The sequence below is a fragment of the Pleionea sediminis genome, from assembly GCF_007570825.1.
GTDB lineage: Bacteria > Pseudomonadota > Gammaproteobacteria > Enterobacterales > Kangiellaceae > Pleionea > Pleionea sediminis.
On record NZ_SUNB01000006.1, the window covers coordinates 190,971 to 207,775 of the forward strand.

General features: G+C 40.9%; 13 protein-coding genes. 4 read left to right on the forward strand and 9 right to left on the reverse strand.

The genetic code is table 11. The features are described 5' to 3' along the window. The first annotated feature begins 418 nt into the window (after positions 1–418). A complete protein-coding gene (locus tag FAX86_RS18820) occupies positions 419–817 on the forward strand; it encodes a TraR/DksA family transcriptional regulator (protein ID WP_144395030.1) in 399 nt (132 codons plus the stop codon). Here the strand turns inward: FAX86_RS18820 and FAX86_RS18825 are convergent. Then, positions 814–1,020: a hypothetical protein gene (locus tag FAX86_RS18825; RefSeq protein WP_144395031.1), complete on the reverse strand. Its 207-nt coding sequence runs from the start codon at positions 1,018–1,020 to the stop codon at positions 814–816. The genes FAX86_RS18820 and FAX86_RS18825 overlap by 4 nt on opposite strands. Positions 1,021–1,197: 177 nt before the next feature. Then, entirely contained in the window at positions 1,198–1,485 is a 288-nt protein-coding gene (locus FAX86_RS18830) for a hypothetical protein (RefSeq protein WP_164503673.1), read from the reverse strand. A 363-nt stretch (positions 1,486–1,848) separates the two neighbouring features. Between FAX86_RS18830 and nhaD the strand changes: the two genes are divergently transcribed. The 3 genes from nhaD (at position 1,849) to FAX86_RS18845 (ending at position 7,633) form a co-directional block, all read left to right on the forward strand. Further along, complete coding sequence (nhaD, locus tag FAX86_RS18835; RefSeq protein ID WP_144395033.1) at positions 1,849–3,081, forward strand: sodium:proton antiporter NhaD; 1,233 nt, start codon at positions 1,849–1,851, stop codon at positions 3,079–3,081. Between the two features lie 184 nt (positions 3,082–3,265). Further along, a complete protein-coding gene (locus FAX86_RS18840) occupies positions 3,266–6,151 on the forward strand; it encodes an insulinase family protein (RefSeq protein WP_144395034.1) in 2,886 nt (961 codons plus the stop codon). 351 nt (positions 6,152–6,502) lie between these two features. After that, entirely contained in the window at positions 6,503–7,633 is a 1,131-nt protein-coding gene (locus FAX86_RS18845) for an HD-GYP domain-containing protein (RefSeq protein ID WP_144395035.1), read from the forward strand. Positions 7,634–7,714: 81 nt separating this feature from the next. On the opposite strand, the gene FAX86_RS18850 is transcribed toward FAX86_RS18845, so the two are convergent. The 7 genes from FAX86_RS18850 to FAX86_RS18880 form a co-directional block, all read right to left on the reverse strand. Next, the gene (locus FAX86_RS18850) at positions 7,715–9,877 is read right to left on the reverse strand and encodes a S46 family peptidase (RefSeq protein ID WP_144395036.1); all 2,163 of its coding nucleotides are present in this window, start codon (positions 9,875–9,877) and stop codon (positions 7,715–7,717) included. 84 nt (positions 9,878–9,961) lie between these two features. Continuing rightward, the gene (locus tag FAX86_RS18855; RefSeq protein ID WP_144395037.1) at positions 9,962–10,618 is read right to left on the reverse strand and encodes a CoA transferase subunit B; all 657 of its coding nucleotides are present in this window, start codon (positions 10,616–10,618) and stop codon (positions 9,962–9,964) included. Between the two features lie 12 nt (positions 10,619–10,630). Continuing rightward, positions 10,631–11,332: a CoA transferase subunit A gene (locus tag FAX86_RS18860; RefSeq protein ID WP_144395038.1), complete on the reverse strand. Its 702-nt coding sequence runs from the start codon at positions 11,330–11,332 to the stop codon at positions 10,631–10,633. A 32-nt stretch (positions 11,333–11,364) separates the two neighbouring features. Then, entirely contained in the window at positions 11,365–12,261 is an 897-nt protein-coding gene (locus tag FAX86_RS18865) for a hydroxymethylglutaryl-CoA lyase (RefSeq protein WP_144395067.1), read from the reverse strand. Between the two features lie 6 nt (positions 12,262–12,267). After that, positions 12,268–14,265: an acetyl/propionyl/methylcrotonyl-CoA carboxylase subunit alpha gene (locus tag FAX86_RS18870; protein ID WP_144395039.1), complete on the reverse strand. Its 1,998-nt coding sequence runs from the start codon at positions 14,263–14,265 to the stop codon at positions 12,268–12,270. A gap of 14 nt (positions 14,266–14,279) precedes the next feature. After that, positions 14,280–15,095 carry an enoyl-CoA hydratase/isomerase family protein gene (locus FAX86_RS18875; RefSeq protein WP_144395040.1) on the reverse strand — a complete coding sequence of 272 codons (816 nt, stop codon included), beginning with the start codon at positions 15,093–15,095 and terminating at the stop codon, positions 14,280–14,282. A 16-nt stretch (positions 15,096–15,111) separates the two neighbouring features. Then, a complete protein-coding gene (locus FAX86_RS18880) occupies positions 15,112–16,719 on the reverse strand; it encodes a carboxyl transferase domain-containing protein (RefSeq protein WP_144395041.1) in 1,608 nt (535 codons plus the stop codon). Between the last annotated feature and the right edge of the window lie 86 nt (positions 16,720–16,805).

The following is a 16,805-nucleotide window of genomic DNA, read 5'->3' on the forward strand; positions in this document are numbered from 1 at the left end:
TTTTTATTTCCTAACTGATTATTGCATATTAGGTTTTTGATAAAAACGTAATTTGATAACTGGTTGAGCCTGTAATGAAAACGTCATAAACCGATTACGGGCCTAGTCAATAGAAAATTTCAGTAAATATTTTAGTTATAAGAGGAGGATAAAAAACTCGAGCTTGGAATCATTCTCAGTAAAACTTCAATTGCTTCTGTTGCATTCTTAACGATTGATATTAACTCCCCCTCCTAACCTATTGACTTTCCTGTATCGAGATATTGGGTTGTTAATACAAGTAGGGAATGGCTTACAGTGTTTTTCGATTATTTCGTGTTGCACTTTGCCGGTTGTCAGACTAAAAATAAAGAGTGGTTCAAAAAAATTACTGGAACGACTAATAATCACTTAGGAAGATTAGGTTTAGGGGTGGTGCATGAATAATTTGATTTCTCCGAAAAATTTGGAATTGTTTCGCCAAAAGCTTACGGAGCGCGAGGAAAAATTTCGTAACCAGTTGCAGCAGCGACTTACAGTATCGAATCGCCCCTCATTTAAGATATTAGCAGATGCTATTATTGAAAATGGCACAATTGATTTTGCTTATTATCTTAATGATGAAGAATACAAGCCCATCAGTTACTTTCTCGAAGAGTTAACATCCATTCGTGCAGCTTTGAATAGAATGGATTTAGATCATTATGGTCGTTGCTTAGATTGCTATGGTGACATAGATGTAACCAGACTCTCTGTTTATCCGACTGTCACGCGTTGTGACGATTGTGAAATGCGACACAATCAAATGGAAAAAAGAGAGGCTTCTGCGTATCTCTAGACGTGGGCTTGTTCTATTGAAATTGTCGGCTCGTTAACCAGTTCTAAATTGAGAAGGCACCAATCTCTGACCGAAAAAGTCCTTTTCATTCCACAAGGGTATTTCACTAACACTCCAGTCAATCGACAAGTCAAAACCTCAAACGTCAAGTCGGAATCTTCGATTCGGTATAGGCGACCTTCTATTGGTTTGAATACTGTCATGTCACTGGCTCCACTGACTTCTCAGATCTAATACGCTTGGTTATAGAGAATAGAGCATGTGTGTTTCGATATATCTAAATATTATTAAAAGGATTTTTTAGATATTTATGCTGGGTAGCTATAGATTATTGGTATGAGATGTTAGCTATTTGGCTAGTGACAGTAAGCTACATATGTCTATACAACTATGTTGATATTGAAGAGATTGTTCAGGTAATCGAGTTCTTCGTCATAAGCGACTTGCTTAAAGCGCTGCATGGCTTTTTTCGAACCGTACCTTAAGCCTTCTTCGTCGCGTGTGAGAAAATTGGAAGCTTCGTGAAGTCGTTCGATTGAATGATAAGGCACGACATAGCTGGCCTGTTGCAAATTGGACTGTGCTTTTTCACCGCGACTTGTCGAGCGAACCCGATAAGTGTTGCGTCTACTTGGTCGATAAACTGTAAATTCTGACTTAATGTCCATAAGCAATGACAAGAATAATCCGTTGAACAAAATACGCTAAATTAGTGGGGAATTTTCTCATGACAATCAAAATATGACAGTGAACTATTCACAAGGAAATCAGCTAATTTGTTGAATGCCTTCGCACTTTTGTCAATCCATGCAACTTTCGCTCACTAAATAAACAGGGTTTAATCAATCAAGATTGATTGTACTCGGTCTAGATAGGTAGATTCATTTTGCACGGTAAAATTAACCGTGTTTCATTAGCTCAAGTGAAGAAGTTTTACACATCGATTGTTTGAATTGAATTTATGAGTAATGTTTATTTAACAGTTCGGTTATAATTACGCGCTTTCATGATCTGTTGTTTCGAGTTTCGCTGTGTCATACGTCATTCTTACCCTTATCGTTTTAGGATTTTTGTCCATTGTTGTTGAAGATATCGTTCATATCAACAAAGCAAAAACGACATTATTTTTTGGCTCTCTCGTTTGGTTACTCTATTACGTGGCTTTACCTCATGGTCATGATGTAAACACCGCGAGTGAAGCTTTAAATGAAAACCTACTGGATATAGCGACTTTATGGTTATTTTTGATGGCAGCCATGACTTTTGTCGCGTATCTATCGAGCAAAGGAATTATCGATGGCGTAATTCAAAGATTATTACCGGAAAAAATGAGTGAGAAAACGTTAATGTTTCTTACTGGATTTTTCGCATTTTTATTCTCTTCGTTGGCTGACAATATCACCTCAACACTTGTATGTGTGAGTATTCTATTAAGTTTGAAACTAGAAACAGCCAAGTTAATTCGCTTTCTTGTTTTGGTTATATTTTCAGTTAATGCCGGTGGGGCTGCACTGATTACTGGCGACGTGACGACCCTGATGATATTTTTAGCAGGTAAAGTTCAAATCATGCATTTGTTTTTGATTGTTTTACCTGCATTAATCGCCGTGTTGTCTCTAGCCACATTATTGTCTTGGTCAATGACAGGTGAGGTTATAGTTTCGAAAACTGAGAGTAACGTGAGTTCTGGTGATAAAATTATCGGTGTCTTATTTTTCTGTACTATCGTGGCGACTTTGGTATTAAACATTTTATTTTCCATCCCACCCGTATTGGTTTTTCTATTTGGTTTATCAACGATGTTTTTAGTCGTGCAGTTTCTTAATCGAGATGAACCGGTATTGGATTATGTCCGTCGAATAGAGTTTGATACATTGCTCTTTTTCCTGGGCGTTTTATTACTCGTCGGTATGATGAAAGAGCAGGGAGTACTTAACTATTTTCCAGAATTGTATCAACATATTCCAGCATTAGGCGCTAATTATGTTATCGGTTTGTTGTCAGCGATGTTCGATAATGTGCCACTTACAGCAGCTTTGTTGAAGTCAGGTGTTGCAATGAGCCTTTCTGAGTGGCTAGTTCTAACCTATTCTGTAGGTGTTGGTGGAGCATTATTGGTCATTGGTTCTGCCGCCGGTGTCGTTGCCATGAGTAAAGTAGAAGGTTTAACATTCATAACTTATCTTAAATTCTTTGGGTATTTACTCATTGCATATTCCATCGGTTTTCTGTTAGTTGTTGTTTTTTCGAGCTTTTTGAACTAGCGGAGAGGTCAAGAAGAGGCCTTTTTTAAAAGTTCACACAAAGATGATGATTAACTAATATGCTGAATTCTTAAAATGTTATCTCACTTTTAACATTTTTTTACACTCTGATATGTAACGACTGACGTAATATGATGACTAGCTCGTTAATATGCAAGAACGCTAAGTAAAAATAGGTGAAAAAATGAAAATAGGATTTAAACCCTTCACGATTGGGATTTTATTGGGATTAGGGCTCGTATCGGGCTGCGGCAATATGGCAACATCTTACGAGGTGACACAATTGACGGATGCTCAAATAAATAAAAGCCCTAACGACGAACGAGCCTACGAATATTTTGTGCTCGATAATGGATTAAGAGCATTAGTTATTTCCGATCCTTCAACCGATAAATCGGCCGCCGCGTTAGACGTTCATGTTGGGCATATGGCCGATCCCAAAGATCGATTAGGATTGGCACATTATCTTGAACATATGCTTTTTCTGGGAACTCAAAAATATCCAGAGGTGGGTGAATACAGTGAGTTTATTAAAAAACATGGTGGAATGAATAACGCAGGAACAGGGCAGCAACACACCACTTACTTTTTTGATATTAAACCTGACTATTTGGAACCCGCTCTCGATCGATTTGCACAATTTTTTATTGCGCCCCTGTTTGACCCTCAATATGTTGAGCGTGAAAAAAATGCGGTCCATTCTGAGTACAAGTTAAAAATAAAAGAAGAAGGTCGTCGCATTCGTGAAGTTTTAAAAGCAACGTCTAATCCAGAGCATCCTGCTTCACAATTTTCAGTAGGCAATCTGGACACTTTGGCAGAGCGAGATGGCGATCCTATTTTACCTGACTTAAAAGCTTTTTATGCAGAACATTATTCCGCTAGCCGCATGACAGTGACTGTTTTGGGCAAAGAGTCGATTGATGAATTAAAGGCATACGTTAAGTCAAAGTTTTCTGATATTAAAAACAATGGCAGTCAACCGCAAAACGTAAAGACACAATTATTTAAAGATGATCAACTGGGTGTTCGAATCAATATTACACCATTGAAAGACGCTCACACGTTATCTTTGCAATTTCCAATGCCATCATCCACGCCCTATTATAAAAAGAAGCCTTTGGGGTATTTGTCCAATCTAATTCGGAATGAGGCAAAAGGAAGCTTATACGACCAGCTAAAGTCGAAAGGTTGGATTGAGTCAATAGCAGCCTACAATTATGGTCCCGATGATACCGAAATATTTTTTATTGAATATGCTTTAACAAAAGAAGGCATGAATCATATCGATTCAATTACTGACGAAACATTCGTATATATCGAAAAAATTCGTCAAGAGGGGATTGAGCAACAACGATTTTTAGAGCGTAAAAAAATTGCAGAGTTAAATTTTCAATTTAAAGAAAAATCGACTCCTGCATCCGAGGTTTCCTCTCTAGCAACGACCATGCAATATGTTGAGCCGCAACACATTTTAAACTACGGATATCTATATAAGGATTTTGATAACGATTTAATTGCTGAGTATGCAAATTACTTGACGCCCTCTAATTTGAGACAAGTTGTGATTGCTCAGGGATTAAGTACTGACAAAGTAGAGCCTCTTTATCAAACGCCTTATAGTATGCAAAAACTGGACGGTGAGCTTTTGAGCGAATGGTCAAAAGTTGACAGTTTAGCGTCTTATAAATTACCTGGTGAAAATAAGTTTATTGCTGAGAATCCAACAGTTAAGTCGGTAAAGCAGGAACAAGAGATACCTGAGTTACATACGGATAAACCCGGTTTCAAACTCTACTATAAGCAAGATAATGAGTTTAAATTGCCAAAAGCGGATGTATTTGTGTCTGTTTATTCTCAGTTGGCTGGAGATGATTCTAGCAATCGCGCGAAGATGCAACTCTACACGGCATTGTTAAATGATAGCTTGGAAAGCTATGCTTATGCAGCTAGAGAAGCCGGGTTGCGATATTCACTTTGGTCAAACAGCCGAGGTTTAACTTATGCGGTGTACGGATACGATCAAAAGCAAGATATGCTAATGAAAGTATTAAATGAGCGTATTATGAACTTGGCGATTGACCCAGAGCGATTTAATATTCATAAAGATCGTTTAATTCGGGCTTGGAAAAACAGTAAGTTTAATCGACCTATTAGTCAGGTTTTTGGTGGTGTTAATCAAACTTTGTTAGAGCGTAGTTATGCACCAGAAGTTCTTGCAGGCTCTCTTAAAAATGTGACTGTTTCAGATATGGAAAGTTACATTAAAGCATTCCACAAAGCTGGTAGTGTTGAGGTTCTCGCTCATGGTAACGTTGATCGACAATATGCAAATCAGTTATCGGCTTTTTTACAAAAAGAATTGATGAAAAGCAAAAGCATTGCAGAAAAGCCTGAAAGTCGAGTCTACGAATTAACTTCTGGTAAGAACATTCTGGAACTTGACATTGATCATAATGATTCAGCGATCGTCGTTCTTTTTCAAGGTGATAAGCCTGATCTAAAATTGACGGCGAAATATCGATTGGCAACTCAGGTTATGTCACAGAGTTATTACAAAACGATGAGAACGGATCAGCAGCTTGGTTATGTTGTGGGTGTGACTTCAAACGAGTTGGCAAAGGTCCCTAACATTTCGTTTTTCGTTCAATCGCCAAAAGTTGGGCCGATTGAATTGGAAAAAAGAATCGATACTTTCGTTCGCCAATTTGTTGAAGAGTTGGACCAAATGAGTGATGTAGATTTTGTTGCTCATAAAGAAGGTTTGATCAACGACATAAAGAAAAATGAGACGCGAATGGTGATGCGTTCAGTTCGATATAACAATGAACTTAGTGAAGGTTACACCGATTTCAATAAGCGGGATCAATTGGTTGAAACCATCCAAAAAGCGTCAAAAGAGGACATAAAAACGTTGATTGTGAATGATATTCTACAAGCCGATCGACGATTTGTTTCTCGAAATGTCGGTCAGGCACACAGAGACAATGACTATCAGTCAGCAAGTAAAGGAAAAAATTTGTGTGGTTCGCCAGAATGTATGGCCAGTAAACTAACAAAGTTTAAATAATCATACCTTGCATACTGAAAAGCCGGACGATAGTTCGGCTTTTTTCTTTAATCAGGACTAACACAATCTCTATAATGTTATAGGATGATTTCAGCTCAGGTTATCGCTATTAAGCTTAAGCTGAATCAGAATTCCTCATGGCAATTTAATGCAATTCCTGTCGTCATCGCAATCTTTGTTAATAAATCTTTACTGGTTACTGAGGTAATCAAACTCTCGAGAACTAGCTATCTTCTTGAATTTTAAATTTAATTTAGTCGGTGCAGCAGAACTTCAGAATTTGCGTTGTAGAATATCTCGTCCTATTCTTTAAGGTATTGATAATTAAATGAAAATGTCCGAGAGGTTAAGTTGGACAAGATTAATATTGCGGATTATGGCTTGAAAGTTGGTTCTAAACTGCCGCTGTCTCTTTATGACCGCAAAGGTAAGCTATTGTATAAACAAGGTCAGGAGATTACTGCTGAAGCTCAAATTGAACGTTTGAAGCGAATGGATCTGTATGGTGTTGCTGAGTCTGCCGGCCGATACTCTGCACAAAGGAAGAGAACCGCCGCTGTTACTGAACAGATTCACCCCTTTGCTCAACTGTCCGCGATAGAGCTTAAGTTGCGCAATATTATGAATGGATTAGATGAGGGGAAAGCTTCAACTAAAGGCTTATTAGAAAAACTATCTAAGGAAGTTTACAGCGTAATAAAGTCTCACCCGGATATTGCGTTAGGATATTGTCACTGGCCATATAACGATAGAGCTGGATTACATCAGGCAATCATTTGTAGCTTGCTCGCTGCTTCTGCTGCTGTAGCGTTAGGAATTGAATCCCAGAAAATTCTTTCCATGATCAGTGGCTCTATGATGCAGAATGCCTCCTCGTGGGACTATCAACTTCAATTAAATGGCTTGAAAGGCCCATTGACTGAAGGACAAAAGAAGGTTTTGCATAAGCACCCTATTGAGTCGGCTGAAAAGCTACAGGCTGCGGGTATTGAAGATCAAGACTTAATTGATACTGTTAAATATCATCATGAACGAATTGATGGTTCGGGTTATCCCTTTGGTTTGGAGGGTGATGATATTCCCACTTTGGCTAAATTAGTGGGAGTTGCCGATACCTACGTGGCGATGACAACAGAGCGAGCTTACCGAGAGCTATTGCCTTCTAAAGTAGCACTGCGTGAAATCTTTATGATGAACAAAGATCCTGACGCGGGTTTGTACGGCAGTTTTATTAAAGCAATGGGAATTTATCCTCCAGGGACTTTTGTACTTTTAAACAATGGAGAAACTGCGGTAGTCGTTGAAAGAAACTTGGAAAGCTCGGTGAAACCCATCGTCAAAGCTGTGGTATCACCAAAAGGAGCTCGATACCCACATCCTCTAAAAAGAAAATTAGCGGAAACCACTGTTGAAGTTTTTCGACCATTAACAATGGGAGAAATTGTCTCTGCGAATTGGTATGAGCTGTGGGATATGAAATGAAACAGCTAATATAATACTGATAATAGGCAAATAAAAAAGCCCCAATGAAGGGGCTTTAATTTAACACATGACTCAAGAGTATTATCGAACAATATCCATTTCTTCAATCAGGTTTTCTGCACCATCGATATGCTTCATAACCCATAACATGTAGCGAGAATCAACATGGATAGAACGGTTTAAAGAAGGATCGTAATCCCAGTCGCCGATAATACTTTCATAAACACCGTCGAACACAAGGCCAACTAATTCGGCTTTGTTGTTCAATGTTGGAGAGCCTGAGTTACCACCTGTAATATCTAGTGTGCCTAAATAATTAACCGGTACCGAACCAATTTTTTTGTCGTAGTATTTGCCATACTTTTTCTCTTCAATCAGTTCTAACTGCTTTTTCGGAGAGTTGAAAGGCCATACACCGGTGTCTTTTTGCGTGATACCTTCAAGAGTCGTGAAAGGAAGTGCTTTAATACCATCGGCAGGTTCATAGCCTTTTACGTTGCCATAAGTGATTCGTAAGGTGCTATTAGCATCAGCATACACAGGGAGCTTTTTCGATTTATTGTAGGCGATAATCGCTTCCATGTACTTGGGTCGTACCGCATTAAACTGACCCGCCTCCTCTTTACTTTGATCTTCAAGAGCTTTGCGAGCTTTAAATGTTTTTACCGCATACTGAATGAAAGGATCATTACTTTTTTCAAAGTCTTCAACTGACTTTTCCATCCAGGCAAGTCGAACTGCTTCATCGTTTAAATCTGTTTTGCTGTACATTTCAGCTAGTTTTGCCTTCAGAGCTTCTGGCTTGTAACCGTCATCTAAACCGAAGAAACGATCGATTGCCGGGACACGTTGTTCTTCTGGTAGGTTGGCATAACGATTCATTAAGTTAAATACCATTGCTTGCTCAACTTTTGGATCGTATCGACGGTTAATGCGTTTCATGCCTTGAGTAAACCGGTTCATGTCGCGTTCTTGGTAACCACGTTCACGGTCCATATCATCTTTTTGCTTTTCAATAGCGAGTCGATGTAAACGAGAGGCAGTTGTCATCATTTGTGACGCCCAACCTGTGTAACCAAGTAAGGTATCGCGAACGGAAGTTTTTTGCGATTGTTTTACCAAAGCATCTAGTTGCTCGATGGCATCGCCAAACTTTTCTTTGCGTTTTTTACTATCGTTTACCCAGTCTCTCAAGTCTTGGCTAAGCTTTACTTTACGTGCTTCTGTGGTGCCTTTATGGTAACTCTCCATCATGCTGCCACGATTTTTTTCATAGTTCGCTAAGCCGGCTAGCATGCTTTCATATTTAATGCGCGCATCGCTGCCTTCCGCTGAGTTGTCTTTGATGTTTTCTATCATCGAACCCATCAACTCTTTCGATAATGGATAGCTTTGTGTAAAGGTGTAAATAACTTCTGATGCAGTTCGATATCGATTGGTGCTTCCTGGATAGCCAAGAACCATGATGTAATCGCCTTCATCAACGCCTTTAGCGTTTACTTTCAAATGGTGCTTAGGCTCGTAAGGAACATTGTCTTCGCTGTAGTCAGCGGGCTTTCCATCTTTACCAACATAGGCACGATAAAATGCATAATCACCAGTATGACGTGGCCACATCCAGTTATCGATATCTCCGCCGTATTTACCAATGCTTTTCGCGGGCGCATGAGCAAGACGCACATCGCGGATGGTGAGTTGCTTGAATAGGTAATATTCTAATCCGCCGTGAAAATTAACTACAGAACAACGATAAGCTTTGTCGCTTTCACACTCGGCGACCAGCTTTTTCGATTGTGTATCAATATGTTGATAACGATCGTTACCCGACATGGAGTCGGTTAAACCTGATTTGATTTGGTTGGTAACATTACTGATGCTTTCTGTCACATAAATACGACTGCCTGGCGCTGCTGGTACTTCCTCATCGTATTTTTTAGCCAGAAATCCTTTTTCAAGCAAATTGTTGTCTTCGGTTGAGTTATATTGAATTGAACCATAAGCGCAGTGGTGGTTGGTCACAACGAGGCCTTTGTCTGAGACAAAAGATGCTGTACAACCGCCTAGAGATACAATGGCTCCCATTGGAAATCCAGTTAAGTCTGTAAGATCTTCAGGATCCAGTTTTAAACCGGCTTTTTTCAATTGTTTGGCAATGGTGGGTAATTGGTGTGGTTGCCACATGCCTTCGTCTGCAATTGCGAGCGACAGAGTCGCTGCAGCAAAGAGTGAGAGTAGTTTTTTCATAGTTGCTTCTTTTTTCTGTCTAACATTTAAGTGAGTAGTAAAAAAAGCAATCGTTTATACGACTGCTTTTAATTAATTTTGTCGTTATAGTGCCATCTCTGGAACATCGCCTTCGACGATCAACTTTCCTGCTGTCTTTTCTTTAATTTCTTCGACTGAAACACCGGGAGCGCGTTCAACCAGATGAAAAGCACCATCTTTGACTTCAAGTACCGCTAAATCGGTGACGATTTTATTAATACAATTAACACCGGTTAAGGGAAGGGTGCACTTTTCTAATATTTTTGATTCGCCATGTTTATTGGCGTGCGTCATGGTGACGATAATATTTTGTGCTCCAGCTACTAAGTCCATCGCACCGCCCATGCCTTTGACCAATTTTCCGGGGATCATGTAACTCGCGATATTTCCTTCTTGATCGACTTCAAAAGCACCAAGTACGGTTAAGTCAACATGCCCACCGCGAATCATGGCAAAGCTTTCCGCTGAATTAAAAATAGCGGCACCAGTAACCGCGGTAACGGTCTCTTTACCGGCATTGATCATATCAGCATCAACTTCATCTTTTGTTGGATAACGCCCCATACCGAGTAAGCCATTTTCCGATTGCAACATGACGGCTCTGCCATCAGGAATGTAATTAGCGCAAAGCGTTGGAATACCGATACCAAGATTAACGTAGTAACCATCTTCCATTTCTTGAGCGACGCGTTTTGCAATTTGTTCTCGCGTTAAAGCCATGGTTTCGTCTCCTTATTCATCACGTAATGTCAGGCGTTCGATGCGTTTCTCGAAAGAACCCTGAATAACTCGTTGAACATAAATGCCGGGTGTATGAATTTCGGTTGGATTCAACTCACCTGGCTCGACGATTTCTTCTGCTTCAACAACGGTAATTTTTCCTGCTGTTGCTGCCATTGGATTAAAGTTCATAGCGGTATCGCGATAAATACAGTTGCCATAACGGTCGGCTTTCCAAGCGCGCACGATAGCAAATTCACCCGTGATTGATTCCTCAAGAACGTAACCACGACCATTAAACTCTCGCGTTTCTTTGCCTTCTGCTACAGGCGTGCCATAGCCGGTTGCTGTGAAAAACGCAGGTATACCTGCGCCACCAGCCCGCATTTTCTCAGCTAATGTACCTTGAGGAGTCAGTTCAACTTCGAGCTCACCGGCTAAAAACTGTCTCTCAAACTCTGCGTTTTCGCCTACATAAGACGACACCATTTTTTTTATTTGCTTGCCTTGCAATAAAATGCCAAGACCAAAGTCGTCAACACCGCAGTTGTTAGAAACAAAAGTTAAATCTTTGGTTTTCATTTTTTGAATTTGGGCAATGAGCCCTTCGGGTATTCCACACAATCCGAAGCCACCGGCGATGACGGTCATACCATCTTCGAGTCCAGCCATTGCTTCTTCATAGGTTTTAACCACTTTGTCAAAACCAGACATATCTGCTCCTTGTACTTTCAGTTATTTAATTATTAAGCACTGAGTGCATTCGTTACTTTTGAAATGGGCGTACGCCCCAGCTTTTTAGAGATAAATTGTCCTACCGAAACCAGCTTGTTCAGGTCGATTCCCGTATCAATTCCCATTCCGTGCAACATATAAACGACATCTTCGGTTGCAACATTTCCAGAAGCGCCTTTAGCATAAGGACAACCGCCCAATCCTGCAACAGAGCTATCAATGGTCTGAACACCCAGCTGTAGGCAAGCCAAGATATTACTCAGGGCCTGTCCGTAGGTGTCATGAAAATGAATCGCTAAATGATCAATGGAAACTTTTTCTGCGACTGTTGCTATCATGGCTTGCGCTTTTAGTGGCGTTCCTACACCAATGGTGTCGCCTAACGAGATTTCATAACAGCCCATATCAAATAATATTTTAGCCACATCAGCCACTGTGTGAGGATCAATCGCTCCTTCATAAGGGCAACCTAAGACGCAAGAAACATAACCGCGAACTTTTATATCGTGTTTAGCCGCTTCGGCCATAATTGGTTCAAAGCGCTTGAGACTGTCTTCGATTGAGCAGTTAATATTTTTTTGTGAAAAAGACTCTGAGGCAGCGCCAAATACCGCAACTTCTTCTGCTCCGGATTCGAGTGCTGCTTCGAACCCCTTCATATTAGGCGTTAAAACAGGGTAGTTTATGCCTGCTTGGCGATTGATACCATTCATCACTTCTCGATTATCGGCCATTTGTGGTACCCACTTGGGAGAGACAAAACTGGTCGCTTCGATAACCGATAAGCCTGTTTCTGATAACTGATTGATCAGCTCAATTTTGTCAGCAGTTTCAATCAGCGATTTTTCATTTTGTAATCCATCGCGTGGACCTACTTCGACAATTTTAACCTGCTCTGGATACTGGATCATAAATCACTCCGCTTCAAACAGAACTAATTCGGCACCTTCATCTACTAAGTCGCCTGTTTGATAAAAGAGTTCCGTGACAATACCATCAGCAGGAGCCTTAATGGTGTGCTCCATTTTCATGGCTTCCATCACTAAAATAGGTTGGCCTGCTTCAACTTTATCTCCGGCATCAACCGCTACCGAAATAATGGTGCCTGGCATTGGTGCAGTCAGGTTAGCATTGGCATCAGTATCATCAGCAGATAGTCCTTCTTGCTTCAATTCCAACTGAAACTCATGACCTTTAATAAATAAACTGAGTAAATGATCTTTTTCGATAACCGTTGCAGTAAATCGTTCACCCTCTAAATTTACTCTGAGTTGATTTTCGGAAAGTTCACCTGAGATTAAGTGTTCGCCGTTTTCCTGTTCAACTAAAAAGGCGCTGTCACGAAAATGAACGGTTGTTAAATATTCCAGCTTACTATTGTTATCAACAAAAGTGACCCGATGGAAGTTGTCTTCATTTAGCCGCCAACCATCAACTTTATCCCAGGGAGAATAAGGGTCGGCTAAGTCTGCGGTATGATGATTGCCATAGTCTTGTTGCTTTAACATCGTATAAAGTGCAGCAACACTAATCACCTGATCGTTAATTGCTGGCTTTTCAACAAAGAGTTCGTCTTGAAAGCGAGCGATAAAGTTTGTATCTAAGTCAGCATTATTGAATCCGTCATGACTGGCCAGCTGAAAAAGAAAATCAAGGTTCGTTTTGAGTCCAACGACCTGATACTCCGACAGTGCGCCACGCAGTCGAGCAAGTGCAGAAGCTCGGTCTTTGTCCCAAACGATTAATTTAGCAATCATGGGATCATAATGAACCGATACTTCGTCATTTTGTTCGATGCCCGTATCAATGCGAACATGTCGATGCGTCGAAGGTGTTGCCAGATGATTAAGGCGGCCAGTTGATGGTAGAAAATCGTTATCGGGATCTTCTGCATAGACACGCGCTTCAAAGGCATGGCCATTGATCAATAATTCGTCTTGAGAGCAGGGTAGAGGTTCGCCATTAGCGACGCGTAATTGCCACTCAACGAGATCTTGTCCGGTGATCATTTCAGTAACCGGATGCTCTACCTGTAAACGTGTATTCATTTCCATAAAGTAAAATGAACCGTCTTCATCTAATAAAAACTCAACGGTTCCTGCGCCTTGGTACCCAATGGCTTTCGCTGCGTTGATAGCAACTTGCCCCATACTATTTCTTAACTCTTCGGTCATTCCTGGAGCTGGGGCTTCTTCAATGACTTTTTGGTGTCTTCTTTGCACGGAGCAATCGCGTTCAAATAAATGGACTGCATTGCTTTGACTGTCAGCAAAAACTTGAATTTCAACATGACGTGGCTTTGTTAAATATTTTTCAATTAATACTTCATCGCTACCAAATGACGATAGGGCTTCTCTTTTGCAAGAGGATAATGCTTCATCGAAATCGTCATGAGACTCGACAATACGCATGCCTTTTCCGCCGCCACCAGCGGTAGCTTTAATTAAAACGGGATAACCAATGCCATAAGCTTGTGTTTTTAAATAATCTGCTTCTTGATGATCGCCGTGATAACCTGGTACCAATGGGACATCAGCCTTTTTCATAATATCTTTGGCCGCACTTTTTGAGCCCATCGCATCAATAGCAGAAGCTGGTGGGCCAATAAAAACGATGTGGTTTTCTTCACACGCTTTAGCAAACGCGGTGTTTTCTGACAAAAAGCCGTAGCCGGGATGTACGGCTTTTGCGCCTGACTTCTTGGCAATATCTATGATCAACTCAGCTTTTAAGTAACTTTCTTTCGCTGGTGCCGGACCCAAGTGCCATGCTTCATCGGCCATTTTTACATGCATAGCGTTTTTGTCGGCATCTGAATAAACCGCGACAGTTTTTACGCCCATTTTGCGTGCTGAACGAATAACACGACAAGCGATTTCACCACGGTTTGCAATTAATATTTTATCAAACATAATGTTCCCAAAGCTTATTGTTCTTGTTGTGTTTTAGTTGCGGCAATCCAATTAGGAGTGCGTTTTTCTAAAAACGCGCTGACGCCTTCTTTTCCTTCTTTCGATGCACGAATGTCAGAAATTTTTTGCGCTGTTTCGCGAATCATTTCTTCTCCGTAAGTATTTTCATCAATAAAGGAAATTAAGTTCTTAGCCGCTTGAATGGCTTCCGGCCCATTTTGTAATGTTGTTTTAATGACTTCGTCGCAATAACTTTCAAAGTTATCGGCAGGAACACATTGTTGAACCAATCCAATCCGAGCAGCCGTTTCTGCATCGAATCTTTCAGCCGTAATAAAGTAACGATTTGCCTGACGTTTACCCATGGCAGCGATAACATAAGGGCTAATAACTGCTGGAATTAAACCCAGTTTTACTTCTGACAAACAAAACTTGGCTTGGTCGCTGGCAATGGCTATGTCACAACATGCAACTAAACCAACACCACCACCAAAAGCAGCGCCTTGAATTAAGCCAATGGTTGGCTTTTTAAATTGATACAGCTTTTGCATTAGAGAGGCGAGGGCTAAAGAGTCTTGATAGTTTTCTGACCAACTGTAGTCGGCCATACGACGCATCCAGTTTAAATCGGCACCGGCAGAAAAACTTTTGCCTTCTGCTTTTAAAACTAACACGCGTACTTTGTCGTGTTGTTCCATTTTTTCGAGTGCTCGAATTAAATCTTTAATGAGTTGATCGTCAAAAGCATTATGAACATCAGGACGATTCATTGTAATGACACCCGCGCCGTCGGCGGTGACTTCGAGTTTCAGCGATTTTGTTTCACTCATAACAATCTCCTTCGACTTACATTCGGAACACACCGAACTGGGTGTCTTCTTGTTCTTTATTTAATGAGACGGATAAACCTAACCCAAGTACCGTTCGTGTATCTGCTGGATCAATAATTCCGTCATCCCATAAACGAGCTGATGCATAGTAAGGATGCCCTTGAGTTTCATATTGCTCCTCAATGGGCGCTTTAAATTTCTTTTCTTCTTCTTCTGACCACTCAATCCCTTTACGATCGAAGTTGTCTCGTTTTACCTGAGCTAAAACATTCGCTGCTTGTTCGCCGCCCATAACGGAGATTCTTGAGTTGGGCCACATCCACAAAAAGCGGGGACTGTAAGCGCGCCCACACATTCCATAATTTCCGGCACCAAAACTGCCACCAACAATGACAGTAAACTTAGGCACTTTGGCACAGGCAACGGCTGTCACCATTTTCGCACCATTTTTCGCAATGCCTGAATTCTCGTATTTTCTACCTACCATAAAGCCAGTGATATTTTGCAAAAACACGAGTGGAATATTGCGTTGGCAACATAATTCGATAAAGTGCGCACCCTTGAGCGCGGACTCGCTAAAAAGAATGCCGTTGTTTGCAATAATGCCAACCGGATAACCCCAAATTTTTGCGAAGCCACAAATTAAGGTGTTGCCATATAAAGGTTTAAATTCATCGAGCTCAGAGTCGTCAACAACGCGAGCAATGATTTCTCGAATATCAAATGGTTTGCGAGAATCTTTCGGCACAACACCGTAGATATCTTCGACAGGGTAGGCGGGTGCTTTGGGTTGACTGATTGCCCATTGCGGCTTTTTCTTATGATTTAAGTTTTTGACCACTTGGCGGCAAATTTTTAATGCATGTTCATCGTCGTTGGCAAAGTGATCGGTAACGCCTGACGTTCGGCAATGAACATCGGCTCCACCTAACTCTTCGGCGGTGACTACTTCACCGGTTGCTGCTTTTACAAGAGGTGGGCCACCAAGGAAGATTGTTCCTTGTTCTTTGACAATAATGCTTTCATCAGCCATCGCTGGAACGTAAGCACCACCGGCAGTACAACTCCCCATCACAACCGCAATTTGCGGAATGCCTTTGGCAGACATATTGGCTTGATTAAAGAAAATTCTTCCGAAATGCTCTTTGTCGGGAAACACTTGATCTTGTTGGGGCAAGTTGGCGCCACCAGAATCTACCAGATAAATACACGGTAAGTGATTTTGCTCAGCAACTTCTTGTGCGCGTAAATGTTTTTTAATGGTTTCGGGGAAATAAGTTCCGCCTTTAACGGTAGCGTCGTTAGCAACGATCATACATTCGATGCCATTGACTCGACCAATACCGGTGATGATTCCTGCGGCAGGAACTTCATTGTCGTACATGTCGTAAGCTGCGAATTGTGACAGTTCGAGAAAAGGTGAACCAACATCCAATAATTTTCTGACGCGGTCGCGTGGTAATAATTTGCCTCGACTTAAATGTTTTTGATTTCTTTCTTCACCACCACCTTGAGCTATGACAGCCATCTTATCTCGCACGTCATCAACAAGACTGGTCATGTATTCGTGGTTAATTTTGAACTCTTCACTTCGAGCATTAATGCTGGATTTTATTCGCGACATGACATTTCCAATTGTTATGTTACTTATTCAGTCATGCCAGATAATCTTGTGCGCATTATCTGGCGAGTCATTGAAATTTATAATTG

Excerpts from the sequence above, each read along its gene's own strand:
- FAX86_RS18820 (WP_144395030.1), top strand. The coding sequence starts at position 419 with ATGAATAATTTGATTTCTCCGAAAAATTTGGAATTGTTTCGCCAAAAG.
- FAX86_RS18825 (WP_144395031.1), bottom strand. The coding sequence starts at position 1,020 with ATGACAGTATTCAAACCAATAGAAGGTCGCCTATACCGAATCGAAGAT.
- FAX86_RS18830 (WP_164503673.1), bottom strand. The coding sequence starts at position 1,485 with ATGGACATTAAGTCAGAATTTACAGTTTATCGACCAAGTAGACGCAAC.
- FAX86_RS18840 (WP_144395034.1), top strand. The coding sequence starts at position 3,266 with ATGAAAATAGGATTTAAACCCTTCACGATTGGGATTTTATTGGGATTA.
- FAX86_RS18850 (WP_144395036.1), bottom strand. The coding sequence starts at position 9,877 with ATGAAAAAACTACTCTCACTCTTTGCTGCAGCGACTCTGTCGCTCGCA.
- FAX86_RS18855 (WP_144395037.1), bottom strand. The coding sequence starts at position 10,618 with ATGGCTTTAACGCGAGAACAAATTGCAAAACGCGTCGCTCAAGAAATG.
- FAX86_RS18860 (WP_144395038.1), bottom strand. The coding sequence starts at position 11,332 with ATGTCTGGTTTTGACAAAGTGGTTAAAACCTATGAAGAAGCAATGGCT.
- FAX86_RS18870 (WP_144395039.1), bottom strand. The coding sequence starts at position 14,265 with ATGTTTGATAAAATATTAATTGCAAACCGTGGTGAAATCGCTTGTCGT.
- FAX86_RS18875 (WP_144395040.1), bottom strand. The coding sequence starts at position 15,095 with ATGAGTGAAACAAAATCGCTGAAACTCGAAGTCACCGCCGACGGCGCG.
- FAX86_RS18880 (WP_144395041.1), bottom strand. The coding sequence starts at position 16,719 with ATGTCGCGAATAAAATCCAGCATTAATGCTCGAAGTGAAGAGTTCAAA.